This is a genomic window from Streptosporangium sp. LJ11 (assembly GCF_051918945.1).
GTDB lineage: Bacteria > Actinomycetota > Actinomycetes > Streptosporangiales > Streptosporangiaceae > Streptosporangium.
The window spans coordinates 39,257-61,094 of the sequence record NZ_JBPXMB010000031.1; the positions used below are offsets into that span (position 1 = coordinate 39,257).

A 21,838-nucleotide genomic window follows, 5' to 3' on the forward strand; every position below is an offset into this window, starting at 1 on the left:
GGACGGGGACGGGGACGCGAGCCCCGCGGGAGGCGAGGAGGGGCCGCCGCCGGATACCGGGGCCCGGCGGCGGCCCTCCTCGCGACCCGCGGCACTCCCCGCCACGACCGGGGTGCTTGACTCTCCCCTCGACAAGGTGTCACGATCCGGCCAGGGCGCATGTGGACGGCCGGGAGGTGAACCTCTCCGGAGACCTGAGCATCTAACGGGGCAGGAGGCTCACCATGAACCGCACCCTCGTTTCCCTCGCGCTCGTCCCCCCGTTCCTGCTCGCGGTCGGCTGTGGCTCGACCACGCAGACCGCAACCCCGTCCCCGGCGGGCCCGGTGACCACGGCCCCGGTGGATCCGGCGACCACGCCGCCCCCCACGCCCTCCGCCGTCGCGGCCGGGCTGCTCCCTCCGACGAGCACCAAGGAGATCGAGGTCGACCGCCCCATCGACACCCAGCCGACCGTCACCGGAGCCCGGTTCGGGGAGCACCAGGGGTTCGACCGGGTGGTGATCGACCTCAAGGGCGACCTGCCCGGCTACACCGCGCGGTGGGTGCCCAAGCTCATCCAGGACGGCTCGGGAGATCCGGTCGACGTCAAGGGCGGGGCCTACCTGCAACTGACGATCACCCCGGCCGTCGCGCACACCGAGGCGGGCGAGTCCACCTGGACGGGCGGCCCGATCTTCCAGGCCAAGCTGGGCAACGTCCAGAACGTGGTCAAGACAGGCGACTTCGAGGGCGTGGTGAGCGTGGGCGTCGTCCTCGACCGCAAGGCGCCGTTCCGGGTGCTGGAGCAGAAGAGCCCGAACCGGCTGGTCATCGACATCGCGCACTAGTCACGTGCCGGGTGGCGCACCGGGAGCGCCGAGGGCGCCGAGAGGAGCCATCTCCCCGAGACCGGTGACAGACTGGTCCGATGGTACGCAAAATCGATAGTGCGACACGGATTCCCGTGCCGGGTGGCAAGACGATCGACGAATACGTCGGTCTTGCCAACACCGGTGACGCCGGGATCTCGATCGCGCACATGAAGGCCCCGGCAGGGTGGGACGAGCCCGCCCAGACACCGGAGTTCGCCGAGTACACGCTGGTGCTCAAGGGCACCGTCATCGTGGAGCACGACGGAGGCACGAGCGAGATCGGCGCCGGGCAGGTGTTCGTGTGCGAGCCGGGGGAGCGGATCCGCTACAGATCCGGCCCCGACGGCGCCGAGTACGTCGCCGTCTGCCTGCCCGCCTTCTCCCCGGAGACCGTCAACCGCGACGACGAGTGACGGGACGACGCGTGACAGGATGACGAGTCACGACCGGAGACGACCGGTGACGGCTCGTCACACACCGATCCCGGCGTCTCCGTGCCGGGATCGGCGCGACGTCCCCTCAGGAGGGGACACCCGTGTGAACATCCCGAGGCCGGGCCGTGGCGGCGTCTCCGCGCGGGCCGGCCGGTCAGGCCCCTGACGGTAAGGTTGCGAAATGAGTCAGCTACCCACTTTCGAGCAGATCCGCCTGGCTCCGAAGGTGTTGCTCCACGACCACCTCGACGGTGGCCTGCGGCCGGAGACCATCATCGATCTGGCCCGCGAGTCGGGCTACGACAAATTGCCCGCGACCGAGACGGATAGCCTGCGCGCCTGGTTCAGGGAGTCCGCCGACTCGGGCTCGCTGGAACGCTACCTGGAGACCTTCGACCACACGGTCGGCGTCATGCAGACGCGAGAGGCGCTGGTCAGGGTAGCCGCCGAATGCGCGGAGGACCTGGCGGAGGACGGCGTCGTCTACGCCGAGGTGCGTTACGCGCCCGAGCAGCACACCTCCACGGGCCTGAGCCTCGAAGAGGTCATCGAGGCCGTGCAGGAGGGGTTCAACGCCGGCTCCAAGGGGCGGGGCATCCGGGTGGGCACCCTGCTCACCGCCATGCGCCACCAGGCCAGGTCCATGGAGATCGCCGAACTCGCGGTCCGCTACCGCGACGCGGGGGTGGTCGGGTTCGACATCGCCGGCGCGGAGGCGGGCTACCCTCCCACCCGCCATCTGGACGCCTTCGAATACCTCCAGCGGGAGAACGCCCACTTCACCATCCACGCGGGCGAGGCGTTCGGCCTGCCGTCGATCTGGCAGGCGATCCAGTGGTGCGGCGCCGACCGGCTCGGCCACGGCGTCCGGATCATCGACGACATCTCCGTCCAGAGCGACGGGGAGCCCAAGCTGGGCCGTCTGGCGGCCTACGTCCGCGACAAGCGCATCCCGCTGGAGATGTGCCCGACGTCCAACCTGCAGACCGGCGCGGCGGCCTCCATCGCCGAACACCCGATCGGCCTGCTGCGCCGCCTGAACTTCCGGGTCACGGTCAACACCGACAACCGGCTGATGAGCGGTACGTCCGTCTCCGAGGAGTTCGCCAAGCTGTCGGAGGCGTTCGGCTACGGCTGGGACGACATGCTGTGGTTCACCGTCAACGCCATGAAGTCCGCGTTCCTGCCGTTCGACGAGCGCCTGTCGCTCATCAACGGCGTCATCAAGCCCGGTTTCGCGCGCCTCAAGTGGCAGGCGTGACCGGGCTCGTACGAGTGAAGTGAGCTCTTTCCGATGAAGCAGGTGTTCCGCTCCACCCTCGCGACGGTCGTCGGCTGGGTCTGGATGGCCTTCGCCGCGTTCAACGCGGTCGACCTGATCGCCCGCTACAGCGGGCAGGCGTCGATGGTCGCCGCGGCGGTGCTGGGGGTGCTGACCGCGCTGGTCTTCGCCACCTGCCTGCGCCCGGCGGTCATCCTGTCCGAGGACGGCGTCCGGGTCCGCAACCCGCTGAGGAACACCTTCGTGCCCTGGCGGGCCGTGGACGAGGTCACGGTCTCCCACTCGATCACGATCACCTCCGGCGGTGAGAGGGTCCGCTGCTGGGTGCCGCAGGCCTCGGCCCGCGAGCGGGCGGCGGCCGCGCGCAGGGGGCGGTCCGCGTCCGCGCCCGTGCCCGCGCGGGGCCGTTTCAGGACCGAGCCGGTCCGCTCGAAGGGCGAGCGGGCCGCCGCCGAGGCGCTGGCGGGAAAGACCCACGCCGACTGGGTGGCCGAGCAGATCACCGAACGCGCGGAAGCCGCCGGGCGCGCGGCCTCGATGACCGAGGCCTCGAAGGCGACCGGGGCTTCGACGGCGACCGGGACTCCGGCGGAGCCCGAGGCCGGGACCGCTGCCGGGGTCGGGACGGGCGCCGGTACCGGGACGGGGGCCGGCGCGCTCAAGGTGACCTGGGCGCCGAGCGCCCTGGCGGCCTTCGCGGCCGCGGCCCTGCTGGTGGTCGCCGCCTTCCTCGCCTGATCGTGGCCGGCCGCCGAGGGTGCCCCCCGCGGCCGTGCCGGTGATCGTGGCCGGCCGCCGGCCGGGCACCGGGCCCCGCCGGCCGTGCCGCAGGCGCCTTCTCGCGCCGGTTCCGGCAGGTCAGAGGCCGAGTGCCTCGGCGAGGTCGGCCTTCAGGGCGTCGAGATCCCGTACGGCCGTCGCGCGGGCGGCGGAGACCTCGCCGGTCACCGGGACCACGACCTCCAGGTAGCACTTGAGCTTGGGCTCGGTGCCCGAGGGGCGGACGACGACCCGGGCGCCTCCGGCCAGGTGGTAGCGGACGCCGTCGGTGGGCGGCAGCCCGCCCGCGCCGAGGCTCAGGTCGTCGGCCGCCTCGACCTCGCGACCGCCGAGCCGCGCGGGCGGCGTGGCCCGCAGGCGGGCCATGGCCCCGGTGATCAGCGACAGGTCGGCCACCCGGAACGACAGCTGGGACGTGGCGTGCAGGCCGTGACGGCGTGCCAGGTCGTCCAGGAGGTCGAGCAGGCCGCGGCCCTCCAGCTTGGCCCGCGCGGCGATCCCGGCCACGGTCAGTGCCGCGCCGATGCCGTCCTTGTCGTGCACGGGCAGTCCGAGGTCGGAGCCGACGCTGTATCCCAGCGCCTCCTCGTACCCGAACAGCAGGCCCTCCCCGGCCTTCATGATCCACTTGAAGCCGGTCAGGGTCTCGGCGTAGCGCACCCCGTACCCGGCGGCGATCTTGCCGAGCAGGGACGAGGACACGATGGTGGTCGCCACCAGACGGCCGTCGCCCGAGGTCTGCCGGATCACGTGTTCGCCCAGCAGGGCGCCCACCTCGTCGCCGGTCAGCATCCGGTAGCCGCCGCCGGGCAGCGGCACGCCCACCGCGCAACGGTCCGCGTCGGGGTCGTTGGCCAGGATCAGGTCGGCGCCGACCCGCTCCGCGAGCTCCAGCGCGAGGTCCATCGCGCCGGGCTCCTCCGGGTTGGGGAAGGCGACGGTGGGGAAGTCGGGATCGGGCTCGGCCTGCGCCCCGACGATCGCGGGCGCGTCGAACCCGGCGGCGGTGAAGGCCCTGACCAGGGTGTCGCCGCCCACGCCGTGCAGCGGGGTGTACGCCACCCGCAGCTCCCGTGCGCCGCCGATCGGGAGCGCGGTCACCGCCTCCAGGTAGGCGGCCACGATGCCGTCGTCCAGCTCGCTCCAGGCCGGGTCGCCGGGGGAGCCGAGGGGCAGCCCGGAGACCGGCCCCGTCGCGTCGATGGCGGCGGAGATCTCCGCGTCCACCGGCGGCACGATCTGGGAGCCGTCGCCCCAGTAGACCTTGTAGCCGTTGTCGCGGGGCGGGTTGTGGCTGGCGGTGACGGTCACGCCCGCGTCGGCGCCGAGGTGGCGGACGGCGAAGGCCAGCACCGGGGTGGGCAGCGGACCGGGGAGGAGCGAGGCGCGCAGCCCGGCCCCGGTGAGCACGGCCGCGGTGTCGCGGGCGAAGGCGTCCGACTTGTGCCGGGCGTCGTAGCCGATCACGACGTGTCTGCCGGGACCGAGAACGCGGGCCAGCCCGGCGGCGGCGCGCATGACCGTCACCCGGTTCATCCGGTTGGGACCGGCTCCCAGCTCGCCCCGGAGCCCGGCGGTGCCGAACTCCAGCCTGGAGCCGAACCGCTCGCGCAGCGCGTCGCCGTCGCCGCTCTCCAGCAGCTTCTCCAGCTCCGCGCGCGTGTCGGGGTCGGGGTCCTGGGCCAGCCAGGAACGGGCGAGCCCTGCGAGATCGCTGCTCATCGTCACCTCTCGGGGCCGGGGCCCGTCCGCTCGCCGGGCCCGCCTCCTGTTGATCCCTGAAGTCGGTCCGCCGGCTTACAGCTTGCCGACGACGGCGGCCAGCAGGCCGCCCATGCGCGTGGCGGTGGCCCGGCCGACCTCCAGCACCTCCTCGTGGTTGAGCGGCTCGCCCACCAGCCCGGCACCCGGGTTCGTGACCAGGGAGATGCCCAGCACGTCGGCGCCGCCCTCGCGGGCCGCGATGGCCTCCAGCACGGTGGACATGCCCACCATGTCGCCGCCGAGGATGCGGCACATGCGGACCTCGGCCGGGGTCTCGTACGTCGGGCCGCGGAAGGCCACGTAGACGCCCTCGGCCAGCGACGGGTCGGCCTCGCGGGCCAGCTCGCGCAGGCGCGGGGTGTAGACGTCGGTGAGGTCGACGAAGGTGGCGCCGGTGATCGGGCTGGCACCGGTCAGGTTGATGTGGTCACTGATCAGCACCGCCTCGCCGACCTCCTGGGTCTCGGGGCGCAGGCCCCCGGCGGCGTTGGTCAGCACGACCGTGCCCACCCCGGCCCTGATCGCGGTCCGTACGCCGTGCACGACCGGCTCCACGCCGCGGCCCTCGTAGAGGTGGGTGCGGCCGAGGAAGATCAGCACGTTCTTGCCCGACTCGGTCCTGACGGCGCGGATCCGGCCCGCGTGGCCCTGCACGGCGGGCGGCGCGAAGCCGGGCAGGTCGGTCACCGGGATCTCGGCGACCGTCTCGCCGATCGCGTCGGCGGCCGGGACCCAGCCGGACCCCATCACCAGCGCGACGTCGAAGGAATCCACGCCGACGGCGCTTCTCAGCGCGTCCGCGGCGTCGGTGGCGAGTGCATACGGGTCGTTTGTCACGTCACCGAGCGTACCGGTCGTCCGCCTTCGCACCGCGCCGTGTCTCCTGCGAGCGGCGCGCTCGACCAGGCCCTCGACCTGATCCGGCCGGTGCTCCCGGTGAGCCGCCCGGCGGACTTCCGCGCGTGCTCGCGCGGCCGGTGGCGACGTGGCGCCTCCGGCTCCCCGGGAGTTCCCGGGGAAGGTCGCCCTCAGCTCCCCAGGGAGGTGCAGGGACGGCCGCGCAGCTCCCTGACGTAGTCGTCGGGGGCACCCGCGCGCTCGGCGGCCTCGGCCAGGATGCCGAGGTAGCGAGCCGAGGGCAGCCCGCCCTCGTACCCGTCGAGCACGTAGAACCACGCCACGACCTCGCCCTCCATGGTCTGCACCCGGAGCTTGACCTTGTGGTAGAGGCCGCGGGCCGCGCCCTCCCACTGGTCGAGAGAGCTCTCGTCCCACTCGGGCACGTCGTAGAGGACGACGAAAACCTGGTGGGCGGCGTCTTCGACGATGGAGGCGAGCGCGCCCTCCCAGCCGAGGTCGTTCCCGCCGAAGGTCAGGCGCCAGCCCTGGAGCCAGCCCGTCCCCCTGATCGGGGAGTGAGGGGCCCGCTGGGCCATCTGCTTCGGGTCCATGTTGCTGCCGTAAGCGGCGTAGACAGGCACGGAGACAAACACTAATCCAAGATCCGCGAGACGCTCACCCCGCTTCGAAGCCACGCCGATGTCTCGTGGAATCCCGGTGGTTTTGTGGAGGTTTCGTGGTTTAGGAGGGATGCCGAGCGATGTCCGGTCCCACCATGCGGGAGAATGGGCTATGTGACGAGGATAGTGATCATCGGTGGCGGTCCCGGCGGATACGAGGCGGCGCTGGTCGCCGCCCAACTGGGAGCGCAGGTCACCGTGGTCGAACAGGACGGCCCCGGCGGGGCCTGCGTCCTCACCGACTGCGTACCGTCCAAGACGCTGATCGCCACCTCGGTGCGCAAGCAGGCGCTCCTCGACGCCAGCATGCTGGGGGTCCACTACACCGGCGGCCCCGACGGCGACGTCGGCGGTGTCATCGCCGACATGCCGCTGGTGAACAGGCGCGTCAAGGATCTCGCCCGCGCGCAGTCCGCCGACATCGCCGCCCGGCTGGCGGCGGAGGGCGTCGAGGTGATCAAGGCCCCGGGGCGGCTGGTCGATCCGCAGGTGGTCAGGGCCGGAGACCGGACGATCCGCGCGGACGTCGTCATCGTGGCGACCGGCGCGACCCCGCGCATCCTGACCGGCGCCGAGCCCGACGGCGAGCGCATCCTCACCTGGCGCCAGCTGTACGACCTGGAGGAGCTGCCCGAGCACCTCATCGTGGTCGGCTCCGGCGTCACCGGCGCGGAGTTCGCGGGCGCCTACCGCTCGCTGGGCTCGGAGGTCACGCTCGTCTCCTCCCGCGACCGCATGATGCCCAACGAGGACGCCGACGCCGCCGAGGTCCTCGAAGAGGTCTACCGGCGCCGTGGCATGAACGTCATGGGCCGTTCCCGCGCCGAGTCCGTCAAGCGCACCCCGGACGGCGTGGTCGTCACCCTGGAGGACGGCCGGACCGCCGAGGGCAGCCACTGCCTCATGACGGTCGGCATGGTCCCCAACACCGCGGGGATCGGCCTCGAGGAGGCCGGGATCACCCTCGACAAGGGCGGGTTCATCCAGGTCGACAAGGTCTCCCGCACCTCCGCGCCCGGCGTCTACGCGGCCGGAGACTGCACCGGGGTCCTGATGCTCGCCTCGGTCGCCGCCATGCAGGGCCGGATCGCCGTCTGGCACGCCCTCGGCGAGGCCGTGCACCCGCTCCGTCTGGCCACCGTCGCCTCCGCCATCTTCACCGACCCCGAGATCGCCGCCGTGGGCATCGCCGAGCGGGCGATCGAGAACGGGGAGATCGAGGCCAACATCGTCAAGCTGCCGCTGGCCACCAACGCCCGCGCCAAGATGCAGGGGTTCAACGACGGCTTCGTGAAGCTCTTCTGCCGCCCGAACACCGGCATCATCCTGGGCGGCGTGGTGGTCGCCCCCCGCGCGTCGGAGCTGATCCTGGCGGTCTCGGTCGCCGTCCAGCAGCGGCTGACGGTCGACCAGATCGCCCACACCTTCGCGGTCTACCCCTCCCTGTCCGGCTCCGTCACCGAGGCCGCCCGCCGCCTCATGCAGCCGATGACCCCCAGCGGCATCTGACCCGTCCGTTCGATCTCGTGTCGTCCCGGGCCTCTGAGGCGGTGGCGGCCGAGGCTCAGGGACGGATGCGCAGGACGCGGATGCGCCCGTCGTCGCCGTACTCGAAATGGAACCGCAGGGTCACCGGGCTGCCGGGGAAGTCGCCGGAGATGTCCGCGGTGGCCAGGGTGGCGCCGCCGTCGGTGAGGCCGGCACCGGTGACGGTGTAGGCGACGGCGGGCACGCCGGTGCGCCAGGCGCGGATCGAGGCGATGCCGTGGTGCTCGACTCCCTCGTCCTCTACGGTCGCGTCGTCCGTGAACAGCGCGAAATAGGCGTCCTGGTCGGGCAGGGGAGCCAGCTCGAAGTAGCGGCGGACGGTGCCTGGGATGGTGGGCGCGTCGGACATGGGGACACTTCCTTCGGTGTGGTGGGTGGGCTCGGACGGTCGGATCGGTGGGCAGGGCCGGACGGCCGGCCCGGTGAGCGGGATCAGACGGTCGGCAGGGTGCCGCCGTCGATGACGTGCTCGGCGCCGACGATGGAGGCGGCGCGGTCGGAGACGAGGAACGCGACGAGTTCGGCGACCTCTTCCGGGAGGCTGGGGCGGCCGAGGGGGATGCCCCCGAGGGAGTCCATCAGCTTTCCCAGCGCGGCCTGCCTGTCGATGCCGGAGCCGAGGGCGATGCGGTCGACGAGCTCCTCAGCGGCCGTCGTCCGGATGAAGCCGGGGGCGACGGAGTTGACCCGCACGCCGTGCGGGGCGACCTCGTTGGCCAGGCCCTTGCTGTAGACGGTCAGAGCCCCCTTGGCCGCGGCGTAGGCCAGCGTCGCGTCGTGCAGCGGCATCCGGCGCTGTATCGAGGAGACGTGCACGATCGCGCCGGAGCGGTTCTCGATCATGCCGGGCAGGAGCCCGCGGTCCAGGCGGACGGCGCCCAGCAGGTTGGTGTTGAGCTCCCTGTCCCACGCGTCGTCGTCCAGGGCGGCGAAGCCTCCGGCGGGCGAGCCGGAGCCGCCGAGGTTGTGGACCAGGATGTCGACGCCGCCGAGGCGGTCGAGAACCTGCTCGACGATGCTGTCGGTGCCCTCGCGGGTGGAGACGTCGGCCGCGATGAACAGCTTGGGGTCGACGTCGTCCGGCCGGGTGCGGGCGGTCACCAGCACCGTGGCGCCGGCCCGCGCGAGACGCCTGGCGATGGCGGCGCCCGTGCCCTTGGTGCCGCCGGTGACCAGGGCGCGCCTCCCGTCGATGGAGTCGCCGATGGAGGTCTCCACGATGTGCTCCGTTCCGGGTACGGGCACGCCGGGGCCCGCACCCCCAGTTGCTGCTAAAATAGGAGTGAGTCACTTCGACTTTAGCAGTAACTATTCGAGGAGGGGTAACGGTGGCGAGCCGGATCAGGCTGGAAGATCGTGAATGCCCGCTGTCGACGACGGTGGCCCACGTCGGGGAGTGGTGGACGCTGCTGATCCTGCACGACGCCTTCGACGGCTACACCCGCTTCGACGAGTTCCAGGAGAACCTGGGCATCTCCTCCAGCATGCTGACCAGCCGCCTGAAGACCCTCGTCGCCGACGGGCTGCTGGAACGCCGCGCCTACCAGAGCAACCCCACCCGCCACGAGTACGTCCTGACCGAGCTGGGCCGGTCCCTGCGCCCGGTGATCGTCGCACTGGCGGCCTGGGGCAACTCCCGGCTCGACCCGTCACAGCGCGCCATGATCCTCGTCGACGCCGCCACCGGCCAGGAGGTCGAGCCCGCCGTCGTCGACGCCGCCACCGGCCGCCGCCTCGACTCCAGCGAGGAGTTCGTCTTCGCCGCCGGTCCCGTCGCGAGCGAGCTCATGCGCGCCCGCTACGCCCGCACGCCCGGGAACGGCGATGCAGGCCGGAGCCGGGTCTGACGCGGACGGGTTCGGGGCCGCCGCACCGGTGCGCGCCGTGCTCCCACTTCCCGCGACGCTGTCAGGAGATGCGGGCGGCGGAGGTCCACGAGGCGTACAGGTCGGCGTAGACGCCGTCCTGCCGCACCAGCTCGGCGTGGGGGCCGCGCTGGACGATGCGGCCGTGCTCGAACACCAGCACCTCGTCGGCCGTCTCGGCTGTGGACAGGCGGTGAGCGATCGAGACGGCCGTACGGCCCCGGGCGACGTTGTCCAGCGCCCGGGCGATGCGCACCTCGGTCGCGGGGTCGACCGAGGAGGTCGCCTCGTCCAGCAGCAGCAGGCCGGGGTCGGTCAGGTACGCCCGGGCCAGGGCGACCAGCTGGCGCTCGCCGGCCGACAGCGACTCGCCGCGCTGGCCGACGGAGGTGGCCAACCCCGCGGGCAGTCCTTCCAGCCAGTCGGTCAGGTCGAGCTCGGCCATCGCCAGGGCGATGTCGTCGTCGGTGGCGGAGGGACGGCCGTAGCGGATGTTGTCGGCCAGGGTGCCGTCGAACAGGAAGCCGTCCTGCGGGACCATGACGACGCGCTCGCGCAGCGAGGAGAAGCGGATTCGGCGCAGGTCCACCCCGTCGACCAGGACGCGCCCGCTGCTGGGGTCCATCAGCCGGGTGAGCAGCTTGGCGAAGGTCGTCTTGCCCGAGCCGGTCTCCCCCACGACAGCGACGCGCGTGCGCGGCGCGATCTCCACCGTGACCTCGTGCAGCACCCGCGGGCCGTCGGGGTAGTGAAAGCCCACGCCCTCGAAGGACACCGTGATCGGGCCGCGCGGCAGCACCGCGCCCTTCTTTCCCGGGTCGGCGACGTCGGCGGGAGTGTCCAGGACGCTGAGCACGCGCCGCCAGCCGGCGACAGCGTTCTGCGCCTCGTTGAGCACCTCGGTGAGGGCCTGCAGCGGGCTGATGAACAACGTGACCAGGAAGAGGAACGCCACCAGCCGCCCGGCCGAGATCGTGCCGTCCACCCCCAGCCGCACTCCCAGCACGACGACGACGCCGAGCACGATCGCGCCGACCAGTTCGGTGGTGGGGAAGGTGAACGCGGTGATCTTCTGGGCACGGGTCTGCGCCGCCTGTTGGGCGCCGATGGCCTGGTCGACGCGTCGCGCGGTGCACTTCTCCGAGCCATGGGCCCGGATCACCGCGGTGCCCACCACCGACTCGCTCACCACCGCCAGCACCTCACCGGTGCGCTCACGTACCTGGGTGTAGGCGCGGGTCGCCCAGCGCTGGAACCTCGGCAGCACGACGACCAGTGGAAGGAAGCAGGCCCAGACCACCAGCGCGAGCTGCCAGGAGTAGACGGCCATCAGCACGCCGGCGATGAGCAGCCGGCCCACCGAGATGATGACCATGAGGCCACCCCGCTGCATGAAAGTGCTGATCTGGTCCACGTCGCCGGTGACCCGGGAGACCATGGCGCCGCGCCGCTCGGTGTTCTGGGTGAGCACCGACAGGTCGTGGACGTGCCGGAACGCCCTGCCGCGCAGCCCGGCGAGGCCGGACTCGGTGGAGCGATAAAGCCGAACGTTCATCAGGTAGCCGCACAGCGCGGTCAGCAGCACGGCGGCGGCGCACAGCAGGACGGCCCGGGTGATGAAGCCGATGTCCGGTAACCCTGTGTCCGTGAGGCCCCAGTCGATGACCTGCTGCATCGCGATGGGGACGATCATCTTGCCGACCGTGGCGAGCACGGCCAGCAGCAGCGTCACCGGCAGCCCGGTGCGGAATTCCGGCGACAGCGCGAGGCCGTGTCGCAGCGTTCCCAGTGCGTCCCGCTCCTCCGTCCGCAGGCCCGCCCCCGGTTCGGCGGCGGTGGCGCCGCGTTCTTCCACCCGCGCCGTCATGCGTTGATTTCCTCACGGACGTCGAGCGTCGCGCGCTCGGCCCTCTCGCGCTCATAGGCGGTGACGAGGTTGCGGTAGCCCTCGCAGTGGGCCAGCAGTTCCTCGTGGGCACCGCGGTCGGCCACTCGTCCCTGTTCCAGGTAGACGACCTCGTCAGCCAGTGCGATCGTCTCCATCCGGTAGGCCACCACGATCACCGTGGCGTCGACGGAACCGTCGCGCAGGCCGGACAGGATGCGGCTTTCGACCTGGGCGTCCACGCTGGAGGTGGCATCGTCCAAGATGAGCGTCCGGGGCCGCCGGACCAGGGCGCGGGCCAGTGCCAGCCGCTGACGCTGTCCGCCCGACAGCGTCGTACCGCGTTCACCGACGCGCGTGTCCAGGCCCTCGGGCAGGGCGCGGACGAAGCCGTCGGCCTGCGCCAGGCGCAGCGCCGCCCACAAGCGCTCATCCGGCATCCTCTCCCCGGCCCCGAGGGTCAGGTTGCCGCGCACCGTGTCGTCGAACAAGAACGTCTGCTGCGGCACCAGCGCCGCGGCGCGGCTCACCTCCCCATGCGCGACGTCCCGCAGGTCCACCCCGTCGATCAGCACCCGGCCCTCGTCCGGGTCGATCAGCCGGACCAGAAGCTGGGTCAGCGTCGACTTGCCCGACCCGGTCGGGCCCACGATCGCAACCGTGCGGCCCGGCCAGGCCACGAAGCTCACCCCCGACAGCACCGGAGCGCCGGGCAGGTACCCGAAGCTCAGGCCGCGGACCTCCAGCTCGGCCGGGCCCTGCGATCCCAGGCGGGCCGGCCCGTACTCCATGGACCCGGACGCCCTCAGCACCTCCCGCACCCGTCGCCAGCCCACCACGCTGCGCGGCAGCTCGGCGAGCACCCAGCCGAGCGCGCGGATCGGGAAGGCGAGCAGCGTGAACAGGTAGGCCACCTGGACCAGCTCACCGGAGGTGACGTCCCCCGCGGCCAGGCGCAGCGAGCCGAACAACAACACCGCCAGCACGCCGAGCGTCGTCATCGTCTCCAGCAGCGGGTCGAACAGGCCGCGCACCCGGCCGACCGCGATGTTGGCCTCGCGCAGCCGGTCGGCCGCGGCCTGGAAGCGCTCGGCCTCGGTGTCCTCCCGGCCCAGGGTCTTGACGACCAGCGCCCCCTCGAAGCTCTCGTGCGCGATCTCGCTGACCTCGGCGCGCAACTGCTGGGCTCGCGTCACCAGCGGGGAGAGCCTGCGCTGGTAGACGAAATTGAGCACGGCGATCGCCGGGAAGATCAAGAAGCCGAGCAGGGTGAGCACCGGGTCCACGGCCATGGTGGCGACGGCCGCGGTGAACAGCATGACGACCACACCGACCGCCAGCGGCAGCGGGCCGAGCGGGGCCCAGACGGCCTCGATGTCGGAGCTGACGATGGACAGCAGCCGTCCGGTCGGGTGCCGATGGTGCCAGGCGAGCGGCAGCCGCAGGTACTGACGGGTCACCAGGCGGCGCCAACGTGCCTGCATCCGGTACTGCATGACGCCGGCGACCACCCTTCGGGCGATGAGCCCCAGCGCCTTGAGCACCGTCACGCCCGCGATCAGCAGCGCGGCGGTGACCAGCGTGCCGGTGGCCGCGTGGCCCGTTCGAAAGGCAGGCAGAACCGCGTGCTCGGTGGCCCAGCCCAGCGCCCAGGAGGACGCGACTGTCATCGAACCGTAGAGGGAGCTGCCCAGCACGGCGCCGGCGAAGATGCGCGGCTCACTGCGGATGGCGTACCCGATGACATTGAACCCCTGCCGCATGACGGTCGTGCCGTCTCCGCGCCCGCTCGGCACGCGGTGGCCTCTCGACGAGGGGCGGGACGTGGCGAGGCCGGTTCGAAGCCGCCGCAGGACGGGTCCGAGACCCACCATCCGTAACATCGTGATTACTCCCATGTTTACCACTGACCGCCAAGTATCTTTACTCAGGCTGTAAGGGTTCAGCGCATGCGCAAACCACCCGAAAAGCCCATATGAGGCAGGGGATACCCGCCCCCACCCGGTCAGCGACAACCTTTATGTATGGGAATCATGCAGATTAAGGGCGCCCAAAACACCGTATTTTTTCACTCTCGGTGCAAAAGATCGTGGACGGCTGGGGCGCCGACTCACGGGGCGGTCCACCTCGAAACTCCCGTGACAGCGGGCACCGCGACACCAGGGAAGGCGGGCACAGGTGCCCGCCGCCTGAGGTGGGTGAGCGACGCCGAGTGGTCGTCCCCGCGCGAGGCCACGCGGCAGGAAGCGGCGCCGGCCGCTACGCGACCTCGCCCGGCACGGATCCACGCGAGGTGGCGGGCGACCGCCGCTCCGCGTGCCGGCGCAGTGCCCGGATCGCCAGCTCCGCGTGAACCAGCGCGCCGTCGGAGAGCACTCCGTCGTCGAACACCGCTCGCGGGCTGTGGTTGATCGGCGCCGTGGCCGGATCGTCCGCGGCGCTCGCGTCCAGGATGAGATAGCAGCCGGGCACCTCGCCGAGCACCTCGGAGAAGTCCTCCGCGGCGCTCACCGGGGACGCCATCGGGACGAACCGGTCCGCGCCGAGCACCTCGGAGACCACCGTACGGGCGAACTCGTACTGCTCCTCGTCGTTCACCGTCACCGGGTAGCCCTCGATGTAGTCGACCTCGGCGGTCAGCCCGTACGCCTCGGCGATGTGCAGGCACAGCCGGGTGACCTCGCCGGGCAGCCGCGTCTGGTTCGCCGGAGAGAAGGTGCGTACCGTGGCGTTGATCGTGGCCGTGTCGGGAATGGTGTTGGACGTGGTCCCGGCATTGATGAAGCCGACCGTGACGACCACCGGGTCGAAGACGTCGAAGCGCCGGGTGACCATGGTCTGCAACGAGGTCACGATTTCCGCCGCCACCGTGACCGGGTCGCGGCTCAGGTGCGGCATGGAGGCGTGCCCGCCGACTCCGCGCACGGTCACCCTGAGCTCCGCCATCGACGCCATCAACGGGCCGGGCCTGCTGCGGAACAGGCCGGCGGGGGCCCCGTACGAGCGCACGTGCATGCCGTACGCCGAGGAGACCCGTGGTCCCGCCGCGTCCAGCACCCCTTCCTCGATCATGCGGGCGGCGCCGTTCCAGCCCTCCTCGCCCGGCTGGAACATGAACACCACGTCGCCGGCCAGTGCGTCGCGGTGCGCGCTGAGCAGCCGGGCCGCGCCGACCAGCATCGCCGTGTGCAGGTCGTGCCCACAGGCGTGCATGGCGCCGTCCACCTGGCTCGCGTGGTCCAACCCGGTCAGCTCGGTGATCGGCAGGGCGTCCATGTCGGCGCGCAGCAGCACCGCGGGGGCGGGTTCGCCGCCGGGATCCGCCTCGCCGGGTCGCCCGCCGCGCAGCACCGCGGTCACCGAGCTCAACGACCGGCCCGGGGTGATCTCCAACCCCAGCCCTGACAGCTCGTCCAGCACCGCCCGCTGGGTGCGTGGCAGGTGGAGGCCGATCTCCGGGTGTCGATGGAGGTCACGCCGCAGCCGTACGAGGTCGTCCTGCAGGGCTGCGGCGTCGTCGCGCAGCCGGTTCGGTGGCTTCATTGAACATTCCGATCGTCAGGCCGGCCGGGCGGGCCCGGCCGGCGGGGATGTGGTGAGGAAGGACGTCTTGGAGCGGGCCGGCTCAGCCGGCCAGCATCCCGGCCAGCTCGCGCGGGTACACCAGGTGCGGGAAGTGGCCGCTGCCGGACAGCACGGTGACGGTGACGTCCGGCAGGGCGGACTTCAGCCATCCCTCGTACGCCGGATCCGGCGAACGGCCGGCCACGTAGTGGTACGGCACCCCGCTGGACCGGATCACGCCCAGCAGGTGGGTCTGGCGGCGGCCGAGCTCCTCGGCGGAGGTGACCAGGATCTCGTTCCAGTAGCCGAGGAGCAGGTCCTGCCGCGGATCGGTGGCCGTGGAGACCAGGTCCCGCGCCGCCGGCGGCAACCGGTCGACCTGCATGTCGCCGAGCATCCGGTCCCAGATCTCACGCCAGGACGGGCTGCGTAGCACCGGTTCGGCCTGCCGCAGGACATCGCCGAACCTGCCCGCGAGCAACGGCTGGTCGAGGTTGACCACGCCACGGGTCGTGTGGGCCGCGGCGTACCTGGTCACCAGCACGGCCCCGAGCGAGTGCCCCACGACGATCGGCGCGGCGAGTCCGGCCTCGGTCACCGCCGCGTGGAGGGCGGCCACGACCTTGTCGAGGTCGTAGCCGTCCCATCGCGCCGACCCCCCGTGCCCGGGCAGGTCGAGTGTGAGCACCCGCCGGCCCGGATCGACGGTCGCCAGTTCGTCCAGCAGCGGTCCCCACTGGCGGCGGTCGTACGTGAGACCGTGCAGGAAGACCAGCGGCGGGCGGTCGTCGTCCGTGCCCCGGATGTCACCGGCCAGGCCACCGAAAAACCGGATGTCACGTGTGTCCGTCATGTCCCCCTCTTTTCGCAAAGGAATCTCACCCAGAGGGCGTAACCGAGGGGGGCACGATTTGTACGTGACGCAGGCCACAGCCATCCGGGGCCGGTTGGGCGCGCTGGAGGTCCGCGCCGGAGATCTTCCCGCCGGACACCGAGAAGTCGTGGTGGGCGCGCCCCCCGGCCGAACCGGCCGAACCGGCCGGAGCCCGGTGGGCCGGCGGCCGCTGTCCATCGGCGCGTCGCCGGTCGGCCGACAGGACCCGCAGCGTGTCGCCGATGACCTCGCCGTCCGCCCAGGCACGGATGGCGTCGTGGCCGGTGACGGTCCGCCGGACGTCGATGATCTTGCCGTCCGCGGTGAAGGAGTCCACCCTCACGGAGGGAACGCATCAGATCCGAAGTCAACCGTCGAGAGACTTCCAGCCGCGACCACCGAGCCTGAGCGTCGGAGGGCAGAGCCTCAGAACCGGTAAGGGCCGGTCGCGGCAAGCCGTTACGCTGCACAGATGGCCTTGATTGGACGCCAAAGGGAGCTCGCCGCAGTGGCACGGCTGCTCGACCGGGCCGCGGCAGGGGACAGCGGCCAGCTTGTCGTCACCGGTCCGCCCGGCTCGGGCAAGTCGGCGCTGATCGACGCCGCCGCGGACCTGGCCCGCGAACGGAAGATCCCGGTTTTCCGTGCGACCGCCCCCACCGTGTCCTGGCTTCAGTCGCCGGATCGCCTCGCCCAGGCGGCTGACGGCCCGCGCCTGCTCCTCATCGACGACGTCGACCACGCCGACACGTTCGCCGTCGATTTCCCAGCCTTGCCGGCTCGGCTCGTGTCCGGCGCGACGATCCTGGTCACGACCGCCGTGGAACCCACCGGACTGAAGCCGGAGCTGCGGTTGCGTGGCCTGACGGAACCGGAGCTCGCCGAGCTGAGCCCGGGCCTGTCCGCCGACGCGGTCCACGCGGTGTGGCTGGCCTCGGGCGGGCTGCCCGGAGCCGCACTCGGCCTCGCCGATGAGCTGGCTCGGCTCGACGTCACCTGCGACCCGGTCCTCCACCTGGCGCTGACCGCGCCGTCGCGGACGGAGTTCCTCGATCTCGACCCCGGTCTCATCCGTCTGCTGGAGGCCGCAGCCGAACGCACGCAGGCTCCTGGCTCCCGGGCCCGTGTGCTGGCCAGGCTCGCGCGCGAACTGCTGGGCGACCCGTCGGCCGGACGGCGCCGGCGTACGCTGATCGACGAGGCGGTGACGCTGGCCCAGGAGGTCGGCACTCCCGGCGCGATCGCCGAGGTCCTCGACTCCGGGCTGCACGCGCTGTGGGATCCCGCGGCCGCCCACGAACGGCTGGCCACCGCGTCGGAGATCGTGACGCAGGCCCGGCGGGCCGGGGACGCTGAGGCCGAGCGGCGCGGACTGTTCTGGCGTTTCATCGCCCTGGCAGAGCTGGGAGAACTGGAGGCGGCCGAGTCCGCGCTGACGGCCTACGCGCGGGCCAGCTCACTGGCCGGCGACTCCGAGGCGGCGGTGGTGGTGCTGGCGCGTCAGGCGATGCTGGCGACGATCCGGGGACGGTTCGACACGGCGGCCACGCTTGCCGCCGAGGTGGGCGTACTGGGCGGGCGTGTAGGGCTCGCGGACACGGAACGCCTGGTCGGGACGCTGCGCGCCGCCCTGGCCATGATGCGCGGCGAGTACGACTCGCTCATGGCTCCCTGGCATGACATTGCCCGACGGCTGCCCGGTCACTTCTTCGAGGCCGCCGCCGCCCGGGCACTGGCCGAGTCCGGGCGGGGCGACGAGGCAAGTCTTGAGCTCGAACGACTGCTGCCGGCTGTTCTCGCCGGATCGGGGCCGCGCTGGCTCGGAGTGTGCGCCGACCTGGCAATCGTGGCGGCGCTGGTCGGCGAACCGGCGGCGGCCCAGGCCCTGTACGACGCGCTGGCCCCCTACCACAGGCGTTTGGTCGTTTCGGGCGGCGCTAACATGATCAGCGGCCCGGTCGACGACTACCTGGGCCGGCTCGCCATGCGACTTGGCCGGCTCGACCTCGCGATAACCCACCTGGACGTCGCAGTGACGCTGGAGCGACGGCTCGGAGCGCTGCCTTGGCTCGCCGGCACGCTGGCCGCCCGGGCACGGGCGCTGACCGCCCGCGACGGTGCAGGCGACCTGCTCCGGGCGGAGGAAGACCTGGACCAGGCTCGCTCGATCGCGCAGCGCCTCGGCATGGGAGCGTTCCTGACCACCCTGACTCCACCGGCAAACGAGTGGTCTCTGCACCGCGACGGCGAGGGCTGGCGACTGGACGCCGGCACCGAGGTGGCCCGGTTGCGTGACGGACGCGGCATGGAGTACCTGCGGATCCTGCTGGCTGCGCCCAGGCGAGAGATCGCCGCGCTGGACCTCGTCGCAGGAGGAGCCGGCCTCACCGTCCCCCACGGCGCCCCGATTCTCGACGCCGTCGCCCGCGCGGCCTACCGGCGCCGACTGGAGGCGCTCGCCGAGGAACTCGACGCGGCCGACCGGGCCGGCGACGCCGAACGGGCAAGGGTGGTCCAGGAGGAGCGGACCGCCCTGCTGGCCGAGCTGCGCAAGGCCACCGGGCTGGGCGGGCGGGCCCGCAGCCAGTCCGGCGAGGCCGAGCGGGCCCGGGTCAACGCGACCCGGGCGTTGTGGACGGCGGTCAAACGGGTGGAGGCGGCGGCGCCCCTGGCCGGGGCCCACCTGCGGGCTTCACTGCGCACCGGCCATCTCTTCCGGTACCAGCCCGCACCGGGCGGCCCTGCTCGCTGGGTGCTGTGATCCACATCACATACAAATCATGCACGGTGAAGTTACGCCTCCCAGAGTGAAACCTTCAGCCTCGGGGAGGCTGACATGTCCGACATCCATTCCAGGCCGTCATCCGTCATCCCGGAGAGGACCGACCAGGCGGCCGATCCGAAGTCCGTAGGCTCTAGTGCACGCGGGAGCGGAGACGGTCCAGGGCGGCCCCGCCGTCCTGGACGGCGCGGGCCACGAAGTGCAGCTCCTCCGGGCGGCGGGCGACCAGAAGAGCCTGCTTGGCCGCCTCGTAGGCGTCGAGGGCGAGGCGCCAGTCGCGGTCGGCGGTCATGCCGCCGCGCCCGCTGACCTGGAACTCGTAGTCGAGCTGGTCGATCCCCTCGCCCAGCCGGGTGATGTCCTCCTCGGCGCCGCGCCGCATCATGACGAACTGGGCGTTGCGCCGGGTCCGCCGCTGGGCGCTGACACCCCAGGCCACCACGGTCAGCGCCAGGCCCACGGCGCTGAGCACGACCATGACCAGTCCCACGGACGGGCCGCCGCTCGGGGCGGGCTCGTCCCCGGGGGCGTCCCTCTCCTCGGTCTTGAAGATGTCGAGATCGGACAGCGAGGTCGGCACCGCGACGGTGAGACCGGTGGGCTTGCCCTTGGAACCGGTGAGGTCGGCGTCGTCGGCCTGGATGAAGGACGCGCCCTCGACCAGCGCGCCGGTGAAGTCGGCGCCGTCCAGCTCGGCCTGGGTGAACTCGGCCTCGCTCACGTCGGCGTCCTTGAACGTCGCGTTGCGCAGGTTCGCCTGGCTCATCTTGGCCTCGCGGAGCTTGGCCCGGGTGAAGTCGGCCTTGCGCGCCTTGAGCTGGCCGGGGGTGCTCTCCTCCAGGTCGGCGTCGATCAGCTTGGCGTTGGTGAAGTCGACCTGGGTCAGCTCGGCCCTGGTCAGGGTCGCCCCGGTCAGGTTCGCGTGCGGGAACTCCGCCTGCCCCGCCTCCGCGTCGATCAGGATCGCGCCCCGCAGGTCGGCGTGGTCGGCGTGCATCTGGCCCAGGTCGGCCTCGGAGAGGTCGGCGCCCCGCAGGTCGGCGTACTTCAGCGTGGCCTGCGTGAGGTTGGCCTGCTTGAGCGAGGCGTCGCGCAGGATCGCTCCGGTGAGGTCCTTCTGGAGCAGCTCCACGCCGTCCAGCTTGGCCTTGGTCAGGTCGGCACAGCGCAGGACGGCGGGGAGCTGTGCTCCCCGCGTGAAGTCCTTGCCACGCAGGTTGACGCCCTGACCGGGCTTGCACGGCCCGGCCGCGGCCTGGGCGGGAGAGATCACTGTCCCCGACAGCGCGAAGATCGCGGCGATGAGAGCCAGGGGGATGGAACGACGCACGGGAGCCTCCTTCAAAGCAGCCCCGATCGTGTCAGCGGATCATTGCATCACGCTAGACACCCGCTTGCACCCTTTTCTGCCGGGTGCTCGCGGTCACACGTCCCAGGTGACGGGGAGGCTCTTGACCCCGTAGATGTCCGCGGTCTCCGGGCGCAGGGGGACCTCTTCGGCCGGTACGGCCAGGCGCAGCGTGGGGAAGCGGTTGAACAGCGCGGGGAAGGCGACCCGCATCTCGACGCGGGCCAGCTGCTGGCCCAGGCACTGGTGGATGCCGTGGCCGAAGGCCAGGTGCCCGCCGTCCTGCCTGCGCAGGTCGAGCGCGTGGGGATCGGCGAAGCGCTCGGGGTCGCGGTTGGCGGTGTTGTAGGACAGGATGACCGTCGCGCCGGCCTTGATGGTCCGGCCGCCCAGCTCGACGTCCTCCAGAGCGACCCGCATGAACTGCTTGGCGACGCTCAGATACCGCAGCAGCTCCTCCACGGCCCCGTCGGCGAGCCCGGAATCGGCGCGCAGCGCGGCCAGCTGCTCCGGGTTCCGCAGCAGCGCGAAGGTGCCCAGCGCCAGCATGTTCGCGGTGGTGTCGAACCCGGCCGCCAGCAGGATCAGGGCGACACCCCGCAGCTCCTCGTCGGTCAGATCGCTGTCGGTGAGGTCGCTGAGCACGTCGTCGGTGGGGTCGGCGCGCTTGGCGGCCACCAGCTCCGCGAGGTACTCCTGGGTCGCCGCGTAGGCCGCGAACAGTTCCTCGTCGCCGGCCTCCCCGCCGAGGAACTTGTCGATGTGCTCCTGGAAGGAGCCCCGGTCCTCGTACGGCACGCCCAGCAGCTCACAGATGATGACGGAGGGGATGGGCTTGGCGAACGCGGTCACCAGGTCCGCCGACGGCCCGGCCTTCTCCATCGCGTCCAGGTGCTCGGCGGTGACCTGCTCGACGCGCTCGGTGAGCAGCCGCATCCGCCGTACGGTGAACTTGCCCACCAGCGGTTTGCGGTAGCGGCTGTGCTGCGGATCGTCCATCAGCAGGAACTCGCCGGGCGGCGCCGGGGGGACCTCGATGTCGCCGTAGTCGATCAGCGGGTGGTGGCGCATGAGCTCCTTGCGCGAGCTGAACCGCGAGTCGGCCAGGACCGACCGGACCAGGTCGTATCCGGTGACCAGCCAGCCCTCGTGCCCGTCGGGGAAGGTGTAGCGGCTGATCGGGCCGTGCTCGCGGGCCTGGACCAGCTCCTTGGGCGGGTCGAAGGGGCAGCCGGGCTGGCGCGCGGCCGGCAGCGTGGCGAGGGTGTGCTCCATGGTCGTTCCTCTCGTCGGCCTGGGTGCTACTCGAGATATTACGTGTTTCTGGCGGCTCGGAAA

Annotated in this window: 19 protein-coding genes; 7 read left to right on the forward strand and 12 right to left on the reverse strand. The window is 71.9% G+C overall.

Annotated elements, in window-relative coordinates; translation table 11 throughout:
* Window positions 1–224 precede the first annotated feature (224 nt).
* The 4 genes from ACTOQ3_RS35920 to ACTOQ3_RS35935 all read left to right on the forward strand — a co-directional run bounded on the left by ACTOQ3_RS35920 (window position 225) and on the right by ACTOQ3_RS35935 (window position 3,308).
* Entirely contained in the window at window positions 225–830 is a 606-nt protein-coding gene (locus tag ACTOQ3_RS35920; RefSeq protein ID WP_440087921.1) for an AMIN-like domain-containing (lipo)protein, read from the forward strand.
* A gap of 116 nt (window positions 831–946) precedes the next feature.
* Entirely contained in the window at window positions 947–1,267 is a 321-nt protein-coding gene (locus ACTOQ3_RS35925; RefSeq protein ID WP_440087922.1) for a cupin domain-containing protein, read from the forward strand.
* Window positions 1,268–1,469: 202 nt separating this feature from the next.
* The gene (locus tag ACTOQ3_RS35930; protein WP_440087923.1) at window positions 1,470–2,549 is read left to right on the forward strand and encodes an adenosine deaminase; all 1,080 of its coding nucleotides are present in this window, start codon (window positions 1,470–1,472) and stop codon (window positions 2,547–2,549) included.
* A 33-nt stretch (window positions 2,550–2,582) separates the two neighbouring features.
* The gene (locus ACTOQ3_RS35935) at window positions 2,583–3,308 is read left to right on the forward strand and encodes a PH domain-containing protein (protein WP_440087924.1); all 726 of its coding nucleotides are present in this window, start codon (window positions 2,583–2,585) and stop codon (window positions 3,306–3,308) included.
* Between the two features lie 120 nt (window positions 3,309–3,428).
* Here the strand turns inward: ACTOQ3_RS35935 and ACTOQ3_RS35940 are convergent, their stop codons facing one another.
* The 3 genes from ACTOQ3_RS35940 to ACTOQ3_RS35950 all read right to left on the reverse strand — a co-directional run bounded on the left by ACTOQ3_RS35940 (window position 3,429) and on the right by ACTOQ3_RS35950 (window position 6,595).
* Window positions 3,429–5,072, reverse strand: a complete 1,644-nt coding sequence (locus tag ACTOQ3_RS35940) for a phospho-sugar mutase (RefSeq protein WP_440087925.1) — start codon at window positions 5,070–5,072, stop codon at window positions 3,429–3,431.
* Window positions 5,073–5,147: 75 nt separating this feature from the next.
* Window positions 5,148–5,951 (reverse strand): purine-nucleoside phosphorylase, encoded by an 804-nt coding sequence (locus ACTOQ3_RS35945; protein ID WP_440087926.1) that lies wholly within the window; start codon window positions 5,949–5,951, stop codon window positions 5,148–5,150.
* A 191-nt stretch (window positions 5,952–6,142) separates the two neighbouring features.
* Window positions 6,143–6,595: a gamma-glutamylcyclotransferase gene (locus ACTOQ3_RS35950; protein ID WP_440087927.1), complete on the reverse strand. Its 453-nt coding sequence runs from the start codon at window positions 6,593–6,595 to the stop codon at window positions 6,143–6,145.
* A 153-nt stretch (window positions 6,596–6,748) separates the two neighbouring features.
* On the opposite strand from ACTOQ3_RS35950, the gene ACTOQ3_RS35955 reads away from it, so the two are divergent.
* Entirely contained in the window at window positions 6,749–8,143 is a 1,395-nt protein-coding gene (locus ACTOQ3_RS35955) for an NAD(P)H-quinone dehydrogenase (protein ID WP_440087928.1), read from the forward strand.
* Window positions 8,144–8,198: 55 nt separating this feature from the next.
* On the opposite strand, the gene ACTOQ3_RS35960 is transcribed toward ACTOQ3_RS35955, so the two are convergent.
* Together ACTOQ3_RS35960 and ACTOQ3_RS35965 are read right to left on the reverse strand one after the other, a co-directional pair.
* Window positions 8,199–8,531 carry a nuclear transport factor 2 family protein gene (locus ACTOQ3_RS35960; protein WP_440087929.1) on the reverse strand — a complete coding sequence of 111 codons (333 nt, stop codon included), beginning with the start codon at window positions 8,529–8,531 and terminating at the stop codon, window positions 8,199–8,201.
* Window positions 8,532–8,614: 83 nt separating this feature from the next.
* Window positions 8,615–9,400: an SDR family oxidoreductase gene (locus ACTOQ3_RS35965; RefSeq protein ID WP_440087930.1), complete on the reverse strand. Its 786-nt coding sequence runs from the start codon at window positions 9,398–9,400 to the stop codon at window positions 8,615–8,617.
* A gap of 110 nt (window positions 9,401–9,510) precedes the next feature.
* Here ACTOQ3_RS35965 and ACTOQ3_RS35970 point away from each other — a divergent pair, with 110 nt between their 5' ends.
* A complete protein-coding gene (locus ACTOQ3_RS35970) occupies window positions 9,511–10,029 on the forward strand; it encodes a winged helix-turn-helix transcriptional regulator (protein ID WP_440087931.1) in 519 nt (172 codons plus the stop codon).
* A gap of 61 nt (window positions 10,030–10,090) precedes the next feature.
* Here ACTOQ3_RS35970 and ACTOQ3_RS35975 read toward each other — a convergent pair whose 3' ends face one another.
* From ACTOQ3_RS35975 to ACTOQ3_RS35995, 5 genes are all read right to left on the reverse strand, one after another.
* Entirely contained in the window at window positions 10,091–11,914 is a 1,824-nt protein-coding gene (locus ACTOQ3_RS35975) for an ABC transporter ATP-binding protein (protein ID WP_440087932.1), read from the reverse strand.
* The gene (locus ACTOQ3_RS35980; RefSeq protein ID WP_440087974.1) at window positions 11,911–13,695 is read right to left on the reverse strand and encodes an ABC transporter ATP-binding protein; all 1,785 of its coding nucleotides are present in this window, start codon (window positions 13,693–13,695) and stop codon (window positions 11,911–11,913) included. The genes ACTOQ3_RS35975 and ACTOQ3_RS35980 overlap by 4 nt, the downstream gene beginning before the upstream one ends.
* Window positions 13,696–14,191: 496 nt before the next feature.
* The gene (locus ACTOQ3_RS35985; protein ID WP_440087933.1) at window positions 14,192–15,475 is read right to left on the reverse strand and encodes a M20 metallopeptidase family protein; all 1,284 of its coding nucleotides are present in this window, start codon (window positions 15,473–15,475) and stop codon (window positions 14,192–14,194) included.
* Between the two features lie 82 nt (window positions 15,476–15,557).
* Entirely contained in the window at window positions 15,558–16,349 is a 792-nt protein-coding gene (locus tag ACTOQ3_RS35990) for an alpha/beta fold hydrolase (RefSeq protein ID WP_440087934.1), read from the reverse strand.
* Between the two features lie 25 nt (window positions 16,350–16,374).
* Window positions 16,375–16,713, reverse strand: coding sequence for a hypothetical protein (locus ACTOQ3_RS35995; protein ID WP_440087935.1), 339 nt, complete (start codon window positions 16,711–16,713; stop codon window positions 16,375–16,377).
* A gap of 129 nt (window positions 16,714–16,842) precedes the next feature.
* Between ACTOQ3_RS35995 and ACTOQ3_RS36000 the strand changes: the two genes are divergently transcribed.
* Window positions 16,843–19,131 (forward strand): AAA family ATPase, encoded by a 2,289-nt coding sequence (locus ACTOQ3_RS36000; protein ID WP_440087936.1) that lies wholly within the window; start codon window positions 16,843–16,845, stop codon window positions 19,129–19,131.
* Between the two features lie 154 nt (window positions 19,132–19,285).
* Here ACTOQ3_RS36000 and ACTOQ3_RS36005 read toward each other — a convergent pair whose 3' ends face one another.
* Complete coding sequence (locus ACTOQ3_RS36005) at window positions 19,286–20,482, reverse strand: pentapeptide repeat-containing protein (protein WP_440087937.1); 1,197 nt, start codon at window positions 20,480–20,482, stop codon at window positions 19,286–19,288.
* 93 nt (window positions 20,483–20,575) lie between these two features.
* Window positions 20,576–21,775 (reverse strand): cytochrome P450, encoded by a 1,200-nt coding sequence (locus ACTOQ3_RS36010; RefSeq protein WP_440087938.1) that lies wholly within the window; start codon window positions 21,773–21,775, stop codon window positions 20,576–20,578.
* Window positions 21,776–21,838 lie beyond the last annotated feature (63 nt).